This is a genomic window from Streptomyces tyrfis, assembly GCF_037034285.1.
Taxonomy (GTDB): domain Bacteria; phylum Actinomycetota; class Actinomycetes; order Streptomycetales; family Streptomycetaceae; genus Streptomyces.
On the sequence record NZ_JBAGJZ010000083.1, the window covers coordinates 1 to 15,602 of the forward strand.

The following is a 15,602-nucleotide window of genomic DNA, read 5'->3' on the forward strand; positions in this document are numbered from 1 at the left end:
ACTTGGGGCCGGCCGGCGGGCGGGCGGAGGCGCCGTCCCGGGAGCCTGGCCGGCCCCGCGTTGTTCCCGACCGTACGTTCCGGCCCGAGAGGCAGTCAGCCACCCATGAAGCTCGTCTTCGCAGGCACCCCCGAGGTAGCCGTCCCCGCCCTGGACGCCCTGATCGCCTCCGGCCGGCACGAGGTCGCGGCCGTCGTCACCCGGCCCGACGCCCCGGCCGGGCGGGGCCGCCGGCTGGTCGCCAGCCCCGTCGCGGAGCGCGCCGAGGAGGCCGGGATCGAGGTGCTCAAGCCCGCCCGGCCGCGCGACGAGGACTTCCTGGCCCGGCTGCGGGAGATCGCCCCGGACTGCTGCCCGGTCGTCGCCTACGGCGCGCTGCTGCCCCGCCCCGCGCTCGACGTGCCCGCCCACGGCTGGGTCAACCTCCACTTCTCGCTGCTGCCCGCCTGGCGCGGCGCCGCCCCCGTCCAGCACGCGGTGATGGCCGGGGACGAGGTGACCGGCGCGTCGACCTTCCTGATCGAGGAGGGGCTCGACTCCGGCCCGGTGTACGGCGTGCTCACCGAGGAGGTGCGGCCCACCGACACCAGCGGCGACCTGCTGACCCGGCTGGCGTTCGCCGGGGCCGGGCTGCTCGTCGCGACCATGGACGGCATCGAGGACGGCACCCTGCACGCCGTGCCGCAGCCCCCCGACGGCGTCACCCTCGCCCCGAAGATCACCGCCGAGGACGCCCGGGTGCGGTGGTCCGATCCGGCCCTGCGGGTCGACCGGGTGGTGCGCGGCTGCACCCCGGCCCCCGGCGCGTGGACCCTGTTCCGCGGCGAACGCCTGAAGCTGGTCCAGACGGCCCCGGTGCTGGACCGCGCGGACCTGGCCCCCGGCGAGCTGTCGGTGGCCAAGAACAACGTGTACGCGGGCACCGGCTCGCACGCCGTCGAACTGCTCTGGGTCCAGCCGCAGGGCAAGAAGCCGATGCGGGGGGCGGACTGGGCCCGGGGCGTGCGGATCGCCCACGGCGAGCTGCTGGGGGTCTGAGCGGCCCGGGGCCGGATCCCGCGGAGGGCTTAGGCTTGTCGGGTTCGGCCCCTCACCACCAGCGGAGCACCTTTCACGTGAACGACCAGCAGCGTCGCCGTCCCGCCAGGCCCCATCGCCGCCCGAAGAAGGACCCCGTCCGGTTCCTCGCCTTCGAGGCGCTCCGGGCGGTCGACGAACGCGACGCGTACGCCAACCTCGTCCTGCCCCCGCTGCTGAGGAAGGCCCGCGCCGCGGGCGGCTTCGACAGCCGGGACGCGGCGCTGGCGACCGAGCTGGTCTACGGCACGCTGCGCCGCCAGGGGACGTACGACGCCGTTCTGGCGGCCTGCATCGACCGGCCGCTGCGCGAGGTGGACCCGCCGGTCCTCGACGTGCTCGCCATGGGCGCGCACCAGCTGCTCGGCACCCGCATCCCCACGCACGCCGCGGTCTCCGCCAGCGTGGAACTGGCTCGGGCGGTGCTCGGCGAGGGGCGGGCCAAGTTCGTCAACGCCGTCCTGCGGAAGGTCTCCGCGGACGACCTCGACGGCTGGCTCACGCGCGTCGCCCCGCCGTACGACGAGGATCCCGAGGACCACCTCGCCGTCGTGCACTCGCATCCCCGGTGGGTGGTCTCCGCGCTCTGGGACGCGCTGGGCGGCGGCCGCGCCGGGATCGAGGACCTCCTCGAGGCCGACAACGAGCGGCCCGAGGTCACGCTCGTCGCCCGCCCCGGACGCTCCACCCCCGGGGAGCTCCTCACCGCGCTCGGCGAGGGGAACGGCCTGCCCGGCCGCTGGTCGCCGTATGCCGTGCGGATGGCGGAGGGCGGGGAGCCGGGCGCCCTGGACGCGGTCCGGGAGGGACGGGCGGGGGTGCAGGACGAGGGCAGCCAGCTGGTGGCCGCCGCTCTCGCCGCCGCCCCGCTGGAGGGCCGCGACTCCCGCTGGCTCGACGGCTGCGCCGGCCCGGGCGGCAAGGCCGCCCTGCTCGGCGCGCTCGCCGCGGAGCGCGGCGCCGCCCTGCTCGCCGCCGAGAAGCAGCCGCACCGGGCCCGCCTCGTCGAGCGCGCGCTGACCGGCAACCCCGGTCCGTATCAGGTGATCACCGCCGACGGCACCCGACCGCCGTGGCGGCCCGGCGCCTTCGACCGGATCCTGATGGACGTGCCGTGCTCGGGCCTGGGCGCGCTGCGCCGCCGCCCGGAGGCGCGCTGGCGTCGCCGCCCCGAGGACCTGGAGGGCTTCGCGCCCCTGCAGCGCGGCCTGCTGCGCGAGGCGCTGGCGGCGGTGCGGCCCGGCGGCGTCGTCGGCTACGCGACCTGCTCGCCGCATCTCGCGGAGACCCGGGTCGTCGTCGAGGACGTGCTCAAGGGGCGAGGCGGCTCGCCGGTCCGGGCGGAGTGGATCGACGCCCGGCCGCTGATGCCCGGGGTGCCCGCGCTCGGGGACGGCCCCGACGTCCAGCTGTGGCCGCATCTGCACGGCACGGACGCGATGTACCTGGCGCTGCTGCGGCGCACCGGCTGAGGCCCCGGCCGGGCGGGACCGGCCGCCCGGCGCGGCGGGCCGAAACGTCCGGATCGGGGCAATGGCCGGGACCGGAACCCGCGAACTGTGACGATCCCGTGAGGCTTTGGCCCGCGCAGGGGCGGGGAAGTGGCGCCGGGCATGGCAGGCTTGGCACATGGCCCAGATCAACCCCAGCATCCTGTCCGCCGACTTCGCCCGTCTCGCCGAGGAGGCGAAGGCGGCCGACGGCGCCGACTGGCTCCACGTCGACGTGATGGACAACCACTTCGTCCCCAATCTGACCCTCGGCGTCCCGATCGTGGAATCGCTCAGCCGGGCAACGGACACCCCGCTGGACTGCCATCTGATGATCGAGGACGCGGACCGCTGGGCTCCGCAGTACGTCGAGGCGGGCGCCGGTTCCGTCACCTTCCACGTGGAGGCCGCCGCGGCCCCGGTGCGGCTGGCGCGCGAGATCCGGGCCAAGGGCGCCCGCGCCTCCATGGCGCTGAAGCCCGCGACGCCCGTCGAGCCGTACGAGGACCTGCTCCCCGAGCTCGACATGCTGCTGATCATGACGGTGGAGCCGGGCTTCGGCGGCCAGGCGTTCCTGGACATCATGCTGCCGAAGATCCGCCGCACCCGGGAGCTGATCTCCAAGCACGGACTCGACCTCTGGCTCCAGGTCGACGGCGGCGTCTCCGAGGAGACCATCGAGCGGTGCGCCGAGGCCGGTGCGGACGTCTTCGTGGCGGGTTCGGCGGTGTACGGGGCCGAGGACCCGGCCGCCGCGGTCCGCGCGCTGCGGGCCAGGGCCGACGCGGCCACCGCCTCGGCCGCCTGGGCCTGCCGCCACTGACCCGGCGCCACGGCCGGCCGGGCACGGACGTCGGCCCGGCCAAGGGCAGATGAACGCGGTCCGACGGGACCGGTCAGGGATCGCCGGATCTGACAGGATGAACGGCGTATCGAGAGTGTGAACAGCAGTGAGGAGATCGCGGTGTCTGCAATGTCGGCGGGACGGTCCGCCCTGCGGATGGGGCCCGCGGAGCTGGTGCAGGCGGCGGCCATGGCCCGCCGCTTCTACCTCGAAGGAAAGTCGAAGATCCAGATCGCCGAGGAGTTCGGTGTCAGCCGCTTCAAGGTGGCCCGGGTCCTGGAGACGGCGCTCGAACGCGACCTGGTGCGCATCGAGATCCGTGTCCCCGCCGAGCTGGACGCCGAGCGTTCCGACGCCCTCCGGGCCCGCTACGGACTGCGTCACGCGGTGGTCGTCGAATCGCCCGCCGAGGAGCCGGACGACGCGCCCGACCCGGAGAACCTGGGGGAGGTCGCGGCCGATCTGCTCGGCGAACTGGTGACCGAGGGCGATGTGCTCGGGCTCGCCTGGGGACGTTCCACGATCCACATGGCGGCCGCCCTGGACCGGCTGCCCCCGTGCACCGTCGTGCAGCTGACCGGGGTGTACGACGCGGGGACGGCCGAGCGCGGCTCGGTGGAGGCGGTCCGGCGGGCCGCCCAGGTGGCGGGCGGCGAGGCCCACCCGATCTACGCCCCGATGCTGCTCCCCGACTCCGCCACGGCCGCCGCGCTGCGCCACCAGACCGGCATCGCCCGCGCCTTCGAGTACTTCGACAAGGTGACGGTCGCCGCGGTGTCCATCGGGTCCTGGGAGCCGGGCATCTCCACCGTCCACGACATGCTCACGGACGAGGAGCGCGCCCACTACGCCTCGCTCGGCGTCGCCGCCGAGATGTCGGCGCACCTCTTCGACACGGAGGGACGCCGGGTCGGCCGGGACCTGGGGGAGCGGTGCATCACGGTCGAGGCCGACCGGCTGCGCCGGATCCCGGAGGTGGTGGCGATCGCGGGCGGGCGGCGGAAGGCCGCCGCGATCGGCGCGGTGCTGCGGTCAGGCCTGGTCACCAGCCTGGTGACGGATACGGCCGCGGCCGAGTACCTGCTGACCGAGTCGGCCGCGCCCCGGCGCCCGGCGCTGGAGCGGGCGGACCCGGACGGGGCCTGAGAAGGCCGTGGGGCGGCCGCCCGGCCGGCGGCCGGGCGGCCGGAGCCGGGAAGGGCCCGCCCCGGACGCCGACGGATGTCGCCACCGCCGTCCGGGGCGGGCCCTCCGGCCGGTTCAGTCCCGGGCGACGCCCAGGACCGTGGCCTCCAGATACTGCTCCGGCCGTTCGTACTGGCTCACCTCGTCCGGGTTGTAGCGCGGGGTCTGGCGCGACCAGTCGAGGTTGCCGCGCATCCAGCTCCGCATCCCGTCGAGATACGGCAGGAGCGTGCCGGAGAGCTGCGGGTACGCGCTCAGCAGCTCGGCCTCGGCGGTGAGGAACCGCCTGGTCTCCCGGTCGGTCTCCGCGCAGACGTGCTCCAGCGCCTGCCGCTTGCCGTGGCCCCGGTGGTGCCGGACCAGATGGACGAGGTTGTGGATCTCGCCGAGCATCTGCTCCTTCTCGTACGAGTACACGTCGTTCGCCCAGCACACGACGTTGCAGGACGCCTCCAGCGCGGTGATGAACCGGGCGTCGTTGTGGATCGACTCGGGGGCCTCGATCCCGGCGACGATCTCTATCAGGTCCATGCAGACGTGGATCGCGCCGGTGTGCCGCCGGTGGGATATGTAGGACTCCTCGGACGGCACCACGCCGGCGGCGCGGTTCCCGGCCTCCCAGGTGGTGGTCGTCGTGAGGTACTTCGTCAGGTGCCAGCCGAACCGGGTGCGCCAGTGCGGGGCGGCGTCCGGCGTCGTGCGTTCCCACAGGTCGACCAGGGCGACCACGGCGGCGGGCAGCTCCTCGTCCGGCACGCTCTCGACGCCCCGGCCCTCGATCACGGACCGCATCATCGCCACCACGTCGCGCACCCGCTCCGGACTGCGGCCGAGGTGCCCGTCGTCGAGCTGGTCGTCGACGAGGAACAGCCACACGAACCAGTCGGCGACCAGGTCGAGTCCTTCGGCGTCGGCGGTCGGATAGACCATGCCGACGAACGCGCCGAAGTCCGCCTGCTCGAAACGCTCCCTGGCCGAATCCCGGTGCACCAGACCGGTCTTGCGGGTCCAGTCGTCGAGGTGGACCCGGGTGTGTCCGACGTGCGGATTCGTCCGCTGGGGGAACGGGCAGTAGATGTCCGGCAGTTCACTATCCACGACGGGGTCCTGATCCTCTCCGGTCGTACCACTGGCGGAGGTTGTGACTCCTCCGCCTCCTTCTGGGGGGCTTCGTCGCGACCCACGGGACCTGCGGGTTTTGAAGCTACCCGACCCCTTGTCGCCAGGTCCAGGGATGATGATCGTGAATGATCCGGGCCGTACGGGGCAGCCGTCCGGGGCGAGGGCGCCGGGCCGGGCCCGCGCCGTCGCGGACGGCCGGATTCCGCTGGATTGCGGCGCCGGGGCCCCGGCCGTCGGGCTTGGAGGAACGCACGAGCGCCGGGGCCGTTCGCTGTCACTTTCTGGAAGCGCCCTGCACCGTTTCGTGTGAAAAAATGAGCATCATGCGTTTTCTTGAGCCCGGCACCGGTCGCCACACAGATTCCCCCTCGGTCCCGTACGACCTCACGTACGACGACGTCTTCATGGTCCCGGGGCGTTCGGCGGTCGGCTCCCGCCAGGCCGTCGACCTCTCCTCGCCCGACGGCACCGGCACCACGATCCCGCTGGTCGTGGCGAACATGACGGCCATCGCGGGCCGCCGGATGGCCGAGACGGTCGCCCGCCGCGGCGGGCTCGTCGTCATCCCGCAGGACATCCCGATCGACGTCGTCACCGACGTCGTCGCCTGGGTCAAGGCGCGCCATCCGGTCCTGGACACGCCGATCGTGCTCACCCCGGGCCAGACGGTCGCCGACGCCCTGTTCCTGCTGCCCAAGCGCGCGCACGGCGCGGGCGTCGTCGTCGACGAGGGCCACCGGCCCGTCGGCGTCGTCACCGAGCACGACCTGACCGGGGTCGACCGCTTCACCCAGCTCTCCGAGGTCATGTCCCGGGACCTGGTGCTGCTGGACGCGGACATCGAGCCGCGCGACGCCTTCAACCAGCTCGACGGCGCCCACCGCAAGCTGGCGCCCGCCGTCGACGCGGACGGCCGGCTCGTCGGCATCCTCACCCGCAAGGGCGCGCTGCGCGCAACCCTGTACACCCCCGCCGCCGACGCCGCCGGGCGGCTGCGGATCGCCGCCGCGGTCGGGATCAACGGCGACGTCGCGGGCAAGGCGAAGCAACTGCTCGACGCGGGCGTCGACACCCTCGTGGTGGACACCGCCCACGGGCACCAGGACTCCATGATCAGCGCGGTCCGCGCGGTTCGGGCGCTCGACCCCGGGGTGCCGGTCGTCGCGGGCAACGTCGTCGCCGCCGAGGGAGTGCGCGACCTCGTCGAGGCGGGCGCGGACATCGTCAAGGTCGGGGTCGGACCCGGCGCCATGTGCACCACCCGGATGATGACCGGCGTGGGCCGGCCGCAGTTCTCGGCCGTCCTGGAGTGCGCCGCCGAGGCGAGGAAGCACGGCAAGCACGTCTGGGCCGACGGCGGCGTCCGGCACCCGCGCGACGTCGCGATGGCGCTCGCGGCGGGCGCGTCCAACGTGATGGTCGGCTCCTGGTTCGCCGGCACCTACGAGTCGCCCGGCGACCTCCAGCAGACCGCCGACGGGCGCTTCTACAAGGAGTCCTACGGCATGGCGTCCGCCCGCGCCGTGCGCAACCGCACCGCGGAGGAGTCGGCGTACGACCGGGCCCGCAAGGCGCTCTTCGAGGAGGGCATCTCCACCTCGCGGATGTTCCTGGACCCGGCCCGGCCCGGGGTGGAGGACCTGATCGACTCGATCGTCGCGGGCGTCCGCTCCTCCTGCACCTACGCCGGCGCCGCGTCCCTGGCGGAGTTCACCGAGAAGGCGGTCGTCGGCGTGCAGAGCGCCGCGGGATACGCCGAGGGCAAGCCGCTGCACGCCAGCTGGAGTTGATCCGGCGTCCGGCGCAACCCCGTCGCCCCTCATGGCCGTTCGAGCCGTGAGGGGCGACGCCCTTTCCGGGTCCGCGGGGCGCGGTTGTCCGGTTCCGCTCCACGGGTGGCGTGGCCGCCGCTTCAACTGGACGCCCGGGTCAGTAATATGAGCCGCTATCAGCTGCCCGCCTCTCTGCGGTAAGGGATCTCATGTCCTTCTTCACTGACCTGGCCCACCAGTACATCGACGGAGAGTGGAGGCCGGGCAAGGGGTCCTGGGACATCATCGACTTCAATCCGTACGACGGGGAGAAGCTCGCCTCGATCACGGTCGCCACGGCCGACGAGGTGGACCAGGCGTACCGTGCGGCCGAGACCGCCCAGCGCGCCTGGGGCGACACCAACCCCTACGACCGGCGGCTGGTGCTGGAGCGGGCGCTGCGCATCGTCGAGGAGCGCGAGCCGGAGATCAGCGACGCGATCGTCGCGGAGCTCGGCGGCACCCGTCTGAAGGCGGCCTTCGAACTGCACCTGGCCAAGGAGTTCCTCCGGGAGGCGGTCCGGCTCGCGCTGCGGCCCGCCGGGCAGATCCTGCCGTCGCCGACCGACGGCAAGGAGAACCGCGTCTACCGGGTGCCCGTCGGCGTCGTCGGGGTGATCAGCCCCTTCAACTTCCCGTTCCTGTTGTCGCTGAAGTCGGTCGCCCCCGCCCTGGCGCTGGGCAACGCCGTGGTCCTCAAGCCGCACCAGAACACCCCGGTCTGCGGCGGCACCCTGGTGGCGAAGGTGTTCGAGGACGCGGGGCTGCCGGCCGGCCTGCTGAACGTCGTGGTCACCGACATCGCGGAGATCGGCGACGCGCTGCTGGAGCACCCCGTGCCGCAGGTGATCTCCTTCACCGGCTCGGACAAGGTGGGCCGGCACGTCGCCACGGTGTGCGCGGCCAACCTCAAGCGCGCCGTGCTGGAGCTCGGCGGGAACAGCGCGCTGATCGTCCTCGACGACGCCGACCTGGACTACGCCGTGGACGCGGCCGTCTTCAGCCGGTACGTCCACCAGGGCCAGGTCTGCATGGCCGCGAACCGGATCCTGGTCGACCGCAAGGTGGAGAAGGAGTTCACCGAGAAGTTCGTCGCCAAGGTGGCGTCGCTGCCCGTCGGCGACCCGGCGGAGCCGGGGACCGTGATCGGCCCGCTGATCAACGCCTCGCAGGCCGAGGCGATCACCTCGCTCGTCGACCAGGCGGTGGAGGACGGGGCCACGGCCCTGCTGCACGGCCGGGCCGAGGGCAACCTGGTGAGCCCGTCCGTGCTGACCGGGCTGCCCGCCGGATCGCCGGTGCTGTCCCAGGAGCTGTTCGGGCCGGTCGCACTCCTCGTGCCGTTCGACGGCGAGGACGAGGCGGTGCGGATCGCCAACGACACCCCCTACGGGCTGAGCGGCGCGGTGCACACCGGCAACATCGAGCGCGGCGTGCGGGTCGGGCAGCGCATCCGCACCGGCATGATCCACATCAACGACAGCACGGTCCACGACGAGCCCGTCGTCCCGTTCGGCGGCGAGAAGAGCTCCGGCCTCGGCCGGCTGAACGGCGACGCGATGATCGAGGCGTTCACCACCCAGAAGTGGATCTCGGTGCAGTACGGCCGCTCGCGCTTCCCGTTCTGACCGGCCGCCGGGCGCCCGCCGCACCCCGCGGCTCGCGCCCGGCGCGGCGGCGCCGTGGTCTACTTCGGGGACGGCCCCGTGCCGCCCCGAAGCAGACCATCGCAGAGAAGTGAACCGCCCGACGTGCGCCTGAACGACCTCGACGAACGCATCGTCCACGCCCTCGCCGAAGACGCCCGGCGCTCCTACGCCGACATCGGCGCGCTCGTCGGCCTCTCCGCCCCCGCCGTCAAACGCCGCGTGGACCGGCTGCGCGCCGAGGGCGCGATCACCGGATTCACGGTACGGGTCGACCCCGCCGCGCTGGGCTGGGAGACCGAGGGCTACATCGAGATCCACTGCCGCCGCAACACCTCGCCGGAAGCGATCAGACAGGGGCTCGCCCGCTACCCGGAGATCGCCTCGGCGTCCACGGTGACCGGCGAGGCGGACGCGCTGGTCCAGGTCTTCGCCGCGGACATGCGCCACTTCGAGCAGGTGCTGGAGCGGATCGCGGGCGAGCCGTACGTGGAGCGGACGAAGTCCGTGCTGGTGCTGTCGCCGCTGCTGCGGCGGTACTCCTCGGGGCCGCCGGAGCCGGAGCGCGGCACGACGTCGGCCCGGACCGCGGAATGAGACCCGCGTCACCCGCCTGACCTGGGAAGACGCCTCGCGCAACGAATCGCCGCGACGGGCCCGTGCGACGCAATGGATCGACGGTGGATGCGCAACGCTCGCGCCTTGTCCGCCCCGAGCGGCGAACCGTACCGTCGTTACGTCCCCGCCGCCCCATCGCCCGAGGTCAGCCATGCCGTCGTTGCGCACCGCCCTGCTCCAGAGCTCCGGACGTCCCGGACACGTGGCCGGAAACCTGGCGGCCCTCGACGACGCGGCGCGGCGGGCGGCGGACGCCGGGGCCCGGCTCCTGGTCGCCCCCGAGCTCTTCCTGACCGGGTACGCCATCGGCGCCGACGTGTCCCGGCTGGCCGAACCGGCCGACGGGCCCTCCGCCGAGGCCGTCGCCGCGACCGCCGCCCGGCACGGACTGGCGGTCCTCTACGGCTACCCGGAGCGCGCGGGCGGGCGGCTCTTCAACGCCGCACGGCTCGTCGGCGCGGACGGCGCCGCCCTGGCGAACTACCGCAAGACCCACCTCTTCGGCCCCTTCGAGCAGGAGTGGTTCACCCCCGGCGAGCAGCCCGTCGTCCAGGCCGAACTGGACGGCGTCCGCGTCGGCGTCCTGATCTGCTACGACGTCGAGTTCCCGGAGAACGTCCGCGCGCACGCCCTCGCCGGCACCGACCTGCTGCTGGTGCCGACCGCGCTGATGCACCCCTTCCCGTTCGTCGCCGAATCGCTCGTACCGGTCCGGGCCTTCGAGAGCCAGATGTACGTGGCGTACGCCAACCGGACCGGCCCGGAGGGCGAGTTCGAGTTCCTCGGACTGAGCTGCCTGGCCGGCCCCGACGGCGCCGTCCGCGCCCGCGCCGGACGCGGCGAGGAACTGGTCGTCGGCGACGTCGACCCCGCCCTCCTCGGCGACTCGCGCGCGGTCAACCCGTATCTGCGCGACCGCCGCCCCGGCCTGTACGGCTCCCTCGTCTGAGCCCCGGGCCCGCCTCCTCCCTCACCGTTCCACCGTTCCCGTTCCGCCGTACCCGTTTCCGCGCAAGGAGTCCGCACCCCATGACGTCCACGGTGCCCAACGCCGCCCAGCACACCGACGCCGACGGGCCGATCACCATGTTCGGGCCGGACTTCCCGTACGCGTACGACGACTATCTGGCCCACCCCGCGGGGCTCGGGCAGATTCCGGCGACCGAGCACGGCTCCGAGGTCGCCGTCGTCGGCGGCGGGCTCTCCGGCATCGTCGCCGCGTACGAGCTGATGAAGATGGGCCTGCGGCCCGTGGTCTACGAGGCCGACCGGATCGGCGGACGGCTGCGCACCGTCGGCTTCGACGGCTGCGACCCCGGACTCACCGCGGAGATGGGCGCGATGCGTTTCCCGCCGTCCTCCACCGCGCTCCAGCACTACATCGACCTGGTGGGCCTGGAGACCAGGCCGTTCCCCAACCCGCTCTCCCCGGCCACCCCGTCGACCGTCGTCGACCTCAAGGGCGAGTCCCACTACGCGCGCACCATCGACGACCTGCCTCAGGTGTACCGGGACGTGATGAACGCCTGGAACCGGTGCCTGGAGGAGGACGCCGACTTCTCCGACATGAACCGGGCGATGCGCGAACGCGACGTGCCGCGCATCCGGGAGCTGTGGTCGAGGCTCGTCCGCGAGCTCGACAACCAGACCTTCTACGGGTTCCTCTGCGACTCCGACGCGTTCCGTTCGTTCCGGCACCGGGAGATCTTCGGCCAGGTCGGCTTCGGCACCGGCGGCTGGGACACCGACTTCCCCAACTCCATCCTGGAGATCCTGCGCGTCGTCTACACCGAGGCGGACGACCACCACCGCTCCATCGTCGGCGGCAGCCAGCAGCTCCCGCTGCGCCTCTGGGAACGCGAGCCGCGCAAGATCGTCCACTGGCCGCTCGGCACCTCGCTGTCCTCGCTGCACGACGGCGAACCGCGCCCCGCGGTGACCCGGCTGACCCGCACCGCCGGGAACCGGATCACCGTCACCGACGCGAGCGGCGACATCCGCACCTACCCGGCGGCCGTCTTCACCGGACAGTCCTGGCTGCTGCTCTCGAAGATCGACTGCGACGAGGCGCTCTTCCCGATCGACCACTGGACGGCGATGGAGCGCACCCACTACATGGAGTCGTCCAAGCTGTTCGTCCCCGTCGACCGGCCGTTCTGGCGGGACGAGGCCGTCGACGACAGGGGGGTCCCGACCGGGCGGGACCGCATGTCGATGACGCTCACCGACCGCATGACCCGGGGCACCTACCTGCTGGACGACGGCCCCGACCGGCCCGCCGTCATCTGCCTCTCGTACACCTGGTGCGACGACAGCCTGAAGTGGCTGCCGCTCTCCGCGAACGAGCGGATGGAGGTCATGCTGAAGTCGCTGGGCGAGATCTACCCGGACGTCGACATCAGGAAGCACATCATCGGCAGCCCGGTCACCGTCTCGTGGGAGAACGAGCCCTACTTCATGGGCGCGTTCAAGGCCAACCTGCCGGGCCACTACCGCTACCAGCGGCGGCTGTTCACCCACTTCATGCAGGACCGGCTGCCCGCCGACCGGCGGAACGTCTTCCTCGCCGGGGACGACATCTCCTGGACGGCCGGGTGGGCCGAGGGCGCCGTGCAGACCGCGCTCAACGCCGTCTGGGGCGTGATGACCCGGTTCGGCGGCGCGACCGACCCGACCAACCCCGGCCCCGGTGACGTCTTCGACGACATCGCCCCGGTCGAACTCCCGGAGGACTGAGGGGCGTACAGAACGGCGCGGCCCCGCCCCCCGGCGGCGCATTCCGGGGGAGCGGGGCCGCGCCGTGCCCGGTCCGCGTCAGGCCGGCCGGCAGAGGCTGCGCTGACGGCCCAGGCCCGAGATCTCGACCTCCATCACGTCGTCCGGCCCCAGATACGGGAAGCGGCCGGACAGCGCCACGCCCTGCGGGGTGCCGGTGTTGACGATGTCACCGGGCTCCAGCACCAGGTACTGCGACAGATGGTGCACCAGATGCGCCACGCCGAAGATCATGTCCGCGGTGCTCGAGTCCTGCCGGGGCTCGCCGTTGACGAAGCTGCGCAGCCGCAGCCCCTGTGGGTCGCCGACCTCGTCGGCGGTCACCAGCACCGGGCCCAGCGGGTTGAACGTGGCGCAGCTCTTGCCCTTGGACCACTGGCCGCCCGACTCCTCCAGCTGGAAGGCGCGTTCGGAGACGTCGTTGCTGACGGCGTAGCCCGCGATGTGCGCGGCGGCGTCGGCGGGGGAGTCCAGGTACGACGCGCGGCGGCCGATGACGACGGCCAGCTCCACCTCCCAGTCGGTCTTCTTCGAGCCGCGCGGGATCAGCACGTCGTCGTGGGGACCCACGACCGTGTTCGGCGACTTGTAGAAGAGGATGGGCTGTTCGGGCGGCTCGCTGCCGGACTCCGCCGCGTGCGCCGCGTAGTTCTGGCCGATGCAGAGCAGCGCGGAGGGGCGGGCCACCGGGGCGCCGATCCGCTCGCCGGTGATGTCGGTCGCGGGGAGCGCCGACGGGTCCGGCACCAGGTCCGGGTCCTCGGCCAGCGCGGCGAGGAACGCGCCGTCGATGTCGCCGGTGATCCCGGAGAGGTCGTAGTGACGGCCCTCGGGGCCGGCGAGGACGGGGCGCTCGTGGCCGGGCAGGCCGATGCGCATGAATCGCATGGAGGTGAACTCTCCTGGTCTTTCGGGGTGTTCGGGGGTACGGGAGGGGAGCTTCGCGCCGGGCCCGTCAGTGCAGGCGGGCCAGGGCGTCGGCGGTGACGGCGTGCGCCGGGGGACGGCCGGCGAGCAGCCGCAGCACCTCGTCGACGGCGCTCGCGCCGAGCCGTCGGCGGCACTCGACGGTGCCCGCCGCCTGGTGCGGGGTGAGCAGCACGTTCGGCAGGGAGCGCAGCGGGTGGTCCACGGGCAGCGGCTCGGCGTCGAAGACGTCGATCGCCGCGTCCAGCCGCCCCGAGGACACCTCCGCCAGCAGCGCTTCCTCGTCGACCAGCCACGACCGCGCGGTGTTGACCAGGCCCGCCCCGTCCGGCATCAGCGCCAGCTGCGCGGCGCCGATCATCCGGTGCGTCTCCTCGGTGACCGGCGCGTGCACGGCCACGATCCGGCTGCGCGTCAGCAGCGTCTCCAGCGGGACCGGGTCCACGCCGAGCGCCTCGGCGTCCGCCTCGGACAGATACGGGTCGGTGACGCTCACCCGCGCGCCCATCGCCCGGGCCAGGGCGATGTAGGCGCGGCCGGTGCGGGAGGCGCCGACGACCCCGACGTCGCTGCCGTGGATCTCGTGGCGCGGCGGGGCCTGGCCGGCCTCGTCCCAGTCGGCTCCGCCGCGCAGGGCGTGGTCGAAGCGGTGGATGCGGTGCAGCAGGGCGAGGGTGAACGCCAGGGCCACCTCGGCGACCGGGCGGGCCATCGCGTCACCGGCCTGGGTGACCGCGACGCCCCGCCGGAACACGTCCTCGGTGACGTACGGGGCCACCGCCGATCCGGTGTGCGCCACCAGCTCCAGCCGGTCCGCCGAGGCCAGCAGCCCGGCGTCCACCCGGGGCGCGCCCCACGAGGTGATCAGCGCCCGGGCGCCCGGCAGCGCGGCGGCGAGCGCCGCCCGGTCGGTGTGGTCGTCCAGAACCACCGGCTCCGCAGCCCGCTCCAGCTCCCGCCACACCTCGGCGGTGAAGAACTCCTCCCGCAGCCGGGGCGGCACGGCGACGACCACCCGGTCGCGGGCGGCGCCGGCGGGTTCAGGACAGCCAGTCATCGAGGTGCTCCGCGACGAACGCGTCGTCGGTCAGCCACGGGTAGGCGGCGGCCACCCGGCCGATCTCCTCGGCCTGCCCGGGGGAGAGCGTCTCGGCCGGGTCCAGGCAGCGGATGTTCGCCAGCAGGCCCTGCCGGTGCAGCACCTCGTGCACCCCGGCGATGCAGCCCCGGAACGCGCCGCGCACGTCGAAGACCGCGCTGTTGGCGTCGGTCAGCTCGGGGCGGCGGGCCAGGCAGCGCACCATGGCCTCGTGGTCGCCCGCGCGCGCCCGGCGGACGTCCTCCAGGAGCGCGACCGCGGACGTGGTCCACACCGCCCACTGCCCGAGCAGCCCGCCCGCGAACCAGCGCCGTTCGCCGCCCGCGGTCTCGTACGGGGTGAGCAGGTCGCCGATGATGTCGTCGTCGTTGCCGGTGTACAGCGCCACCTCGCCGGCGCGGTCGGCGGCGGCGACGGCCCGTACGACGTCGGCGGTGCGGTAGCGGTCGAACGGGGCGATCTTCACCGCGGCCGTGTTCGGCAGGTCGGTGAAGGCCGACCAGAACTCCGGCGACAGATACCGCCCTCCGACGGCCTCCTGGAGGTAGAAGCCGATCACCGGCAGCACCTCCCCGACCGCCCGCGCCCGGTCCAGCAGGCCCTTCTCGTCCGCGCCGGGCACGGCCGGGCTGAGCAGCACCGCGTCGTAGCCCAGCGCGGCTGCGGTCTCGGCCTCGGCGACGGCCTGCGCGGTGTACCCGCAGGCCCCGGCGACCTTGACGAACGGACGGCCGGCCTCGGCGTCGATCGTCTCGGCGGCCAGTTCCAGCACCGGCCGGAACAGGCCGATGGCCGGTTCGCGGATCTCGAACTGGGTGGTGTGCACGGCGACGGCGACACCGCCCGCGCCCGAGGCCAGGTAGTAGCGGGTCAGCGCCCGCTGGCGGCGCTCGTCGAAGGAGCCGTCGTCGTGCAGGGCCAGCGGGTGGGCGGGGATCACCGCGCCGTGCGCGAGCGCCTCCAGGGCGGACGCGGAACGGTCGGTGACGGACTGGGCGGGGGGAGTGG

13 protein-coding genes are annotated in these 15,602 nt (G+C 73.5%); 9 read left to right on the plus strand and 4 right to left on the minus strand.

The genetic code is table 11. The annotated features are described in order from the left end of the window. Positions 1–105: 105 nt before the first annotated feature. From fmt to WA762_RS34570, 4 genes are all read left to right on the plus strand, one after another. Entirely contained in the window at positions 106–1,038 is a 933-nt protein-coding gene (gene fmt / locus WA762_RS34555; RefSeq protein ID WP_335941545.1) for a methionyl-tRNA formyltransferase, read from the plus strand. 77 nt (positions 1,039–1,115) lie between these two features. Next, positions 1,116–2,549: an RsmB/NOP family class I SAM-dependent RNA methyltransferase gene (locus WA762_RS34560; protein WP_335941546.1), complete on the plus strand. Its 1,434-nt coding sequence runs from the start codon at positions 1,116–1,118 to the stop codon at positions 2,547–2,549. Between the two features lie 157 nt (positions 2,550–2,706). Continuing rightward, positions 2,707–3,390 carry a ribulose-phosphate 3-epimerase gene (gene rpe / locus WA762_RS34565; RefSeq protein ID WP_335941547.1) on the plus strand — a complete coding sequence of 228 codons (684 nt, stop codon included), beginning with the start codon at positions 2,707–2,709 and terminating at the stop codon, positions 3,388–3,390. Between the two features lie 150 nt (positions 3,391–3,540). Continuing rightward, entirely contained in the window at positions 3,541–4,557 is a 1,017-nt protein-coding gene (locus tag WA762_RS34570) for a sugar-binding transcriptional regulator (protein ID WP_335941556.1), read from the plus strand. A gap of 114 nt (positions 4,558–4,671) precedes the next feature. Here WA762_RS34570 and WA762_RS34575 read toward each other — a convergent pair whose 3' ends face one another. Beyond that, positions 4,672–5,694, minus strand: coding sequence for a terpene synthase family protein (locus WA762_RS34575; RefSeq protein ID WP_335941548.1), 1,023 nt, complete (start codon positions 5,692–5,694; stop codon positions 4,672–4,674). A 347-nt stretch (positions 5,695–6,041) separates the two neighbouring features. Here WA762_RS34575 and WA762_RS34580 point away from each other — a divergent pair, with 347 nt between their 5' ends. From WA762_RS34580 to WA762_RS34600, 5 genes are all read left to right on the plus strand, one after another. After that, positions 6,042–7,508: a GuaB1 family IMP dehydrogenase-related protein gene (locus WA762_RS34580; protein ID WP_335941549.1), complete on the plus strand. Its 1,467-nt coding sequence runs from the start codon at positions 6,042–6,044 to the stop codon at positions 7,506–7,508. 191 nt (positions 7,509–7,699) lie between these two features. Further along, positions 7,700–9,157 carry an aldehyde dehydrogenase family protein gene (locus WA762_RS34585; protein ID WP_335941550.1) on the plus strand — a complete coding sequence of 486 codons (1,458 nt, stop codon included), beginning with the start codon at positions 7,700–7,702 and terminating at the stop codon, positions 9,155–9,157. Between the two features lie 123 nt (positions 9,158–9,280). After that, positions 9,281–9,772, plus strand: a complete 492-nt coding sequence (locus WA762_RS34590; RefSeq protein ID WP_335941551.1) for an Lrp/AsnC family transcriptional regulator — start codon at positions 9,281–9,283, stop codon at positions 9,770–9,772. A 172-nt stretch (positions 9,773–9,944) separates the two neighbouring features. Then, the gene (locus WA762_RS34595) at positions 9,945–10,742 is read left to right on the plus strand and encodes a carbon-nitrogen hydrolase family protein (protein ID WP_335941552.1); all 798 of its coding nucleotides are present in this window, start codon (positions 9,945–9,947) and stop codon (positions 10,740–10,742) included. Positions 10,743–10,822: 80 nt separating this feature from the next. After that, positions 10,823–12,529, plus strand: coding sequence for a flavin monoamine oxidase family protein (locus WA762_RS34600; RefSeq protein WP_335941553.1), 1,707 nt, complete (start codon positions 10,823–10,825; stop codon positions 12,527–12,529). Positions 12,530–12,607: 78 nt separating this feature from the next. Here the strand turns inward: WA762_RS34600 and WA762_RS34605 are convergent, their stop codons facing one another. The 3 genes from WA762_RS34605 to WA762_RS34615 form a co-directional block, all read right to left on the minus strand. Next, a complete protein-coding gene (locus WA762_RS34605) occupies positions 12,608–13,456 on the minus strand; it encodes a fumarylacetoacetate hydrolase family protein (protein ID WP_335941554.1) in 849 nt (282 codons plus the stop codon). 67 nt (positions 13,457–13,523) lie between these two features. Beyond that, a complete protein-coding gene (locus tag WA762_RS34610; protein WP_335941555.1) occupies positions 13,524–14,552 on the minus strand; it encodes a hydroxyacid dehydrogenase in 1,029 nt (342 codons plus the stop codon). Next, positions 14,536–15,558, minus strand: a complete 1,023-nt coding sequence (locus WA762_RS34615; RefSeq protein WP_335941557.1) for a dihydrodipicolinate synthase family protein — start codon at positions 15,556–15,558, stop codon at positions 14,536–14,538. The genes WA762_RS34610 and WA762_RS34615 overlap by 17 nt, the downstream gene beginning before the upstream one ends. Positions 15,559–15,602: the final 44 nt, after the last annotated feature.

Excerpts from the sequence above, each read along its gene's own strand:
- fmt (WP_335941545.1), top strand. The coding sequence starts at position 106 with ATGAAGCTCGTCTTCGCAGGCACCCCCGAGGTAGCCGTCCCCGCCCTG.
- rpe (WP_335941547.1), top strand. The coding sequence starts at position 2,707 with ATGGCCCAGATCAACCCCAGCATCCTGTCCGCCGACTTCGCCCGTCTC.
- WA762_RS34570 (WP_335941556.1), top strand. The coding sequence starts at position 3,541 with ATGTCGGCGGGACGGTCCGCCCTGCGGATGGGGCCCGCGGAGCTGGTG.
- WA762_RS34580 (WP_335941549.1), top strand. The coding sequence starts at position 6,042 with ATGCGTTTTCTTGAGCCCGGCACCGGTCGCCACACAGATTCCCCCTCG.
- WA762_RS34585 (WP_335941550.1), top strand. The coding sequence starts at position 7,700 with ATGTCCTTCTTCACTGACCTGGCCCACCAGTACATCGACGGAGAGTGG.
- WA762_RS34595 (WP_335941552.1), top strand. The coding sequence starts at position 9,945 with ATGCCGTCGTTGCGCACCGCCCTGCTCCAGAGCTCCGGACGTCCCGGA.
- WA762_RS34600 (WP_335941553.1), top strand. The coding sequence starts at position 10,823 with ATGACGTCCACGGTGCCCAACGCCGCCCAGCACACCGACGCCGACGGG.
- WA762_RS34605 (WP_335941554.1), bottom strand. The coding sequence starts at position 13,456 with ATGCGATTCATGCGCATCGGCCTGCCCGGCCACGAGCGCCCCGTCCTC.
- WA762_RS34610 (WP_335941555.1), bottom strand. The coding sequence starts at position 14,552 with ATGACTGGCTGTCCTGAACCCGCCGGCGCCGCCCGCGACCGGGTGGTC.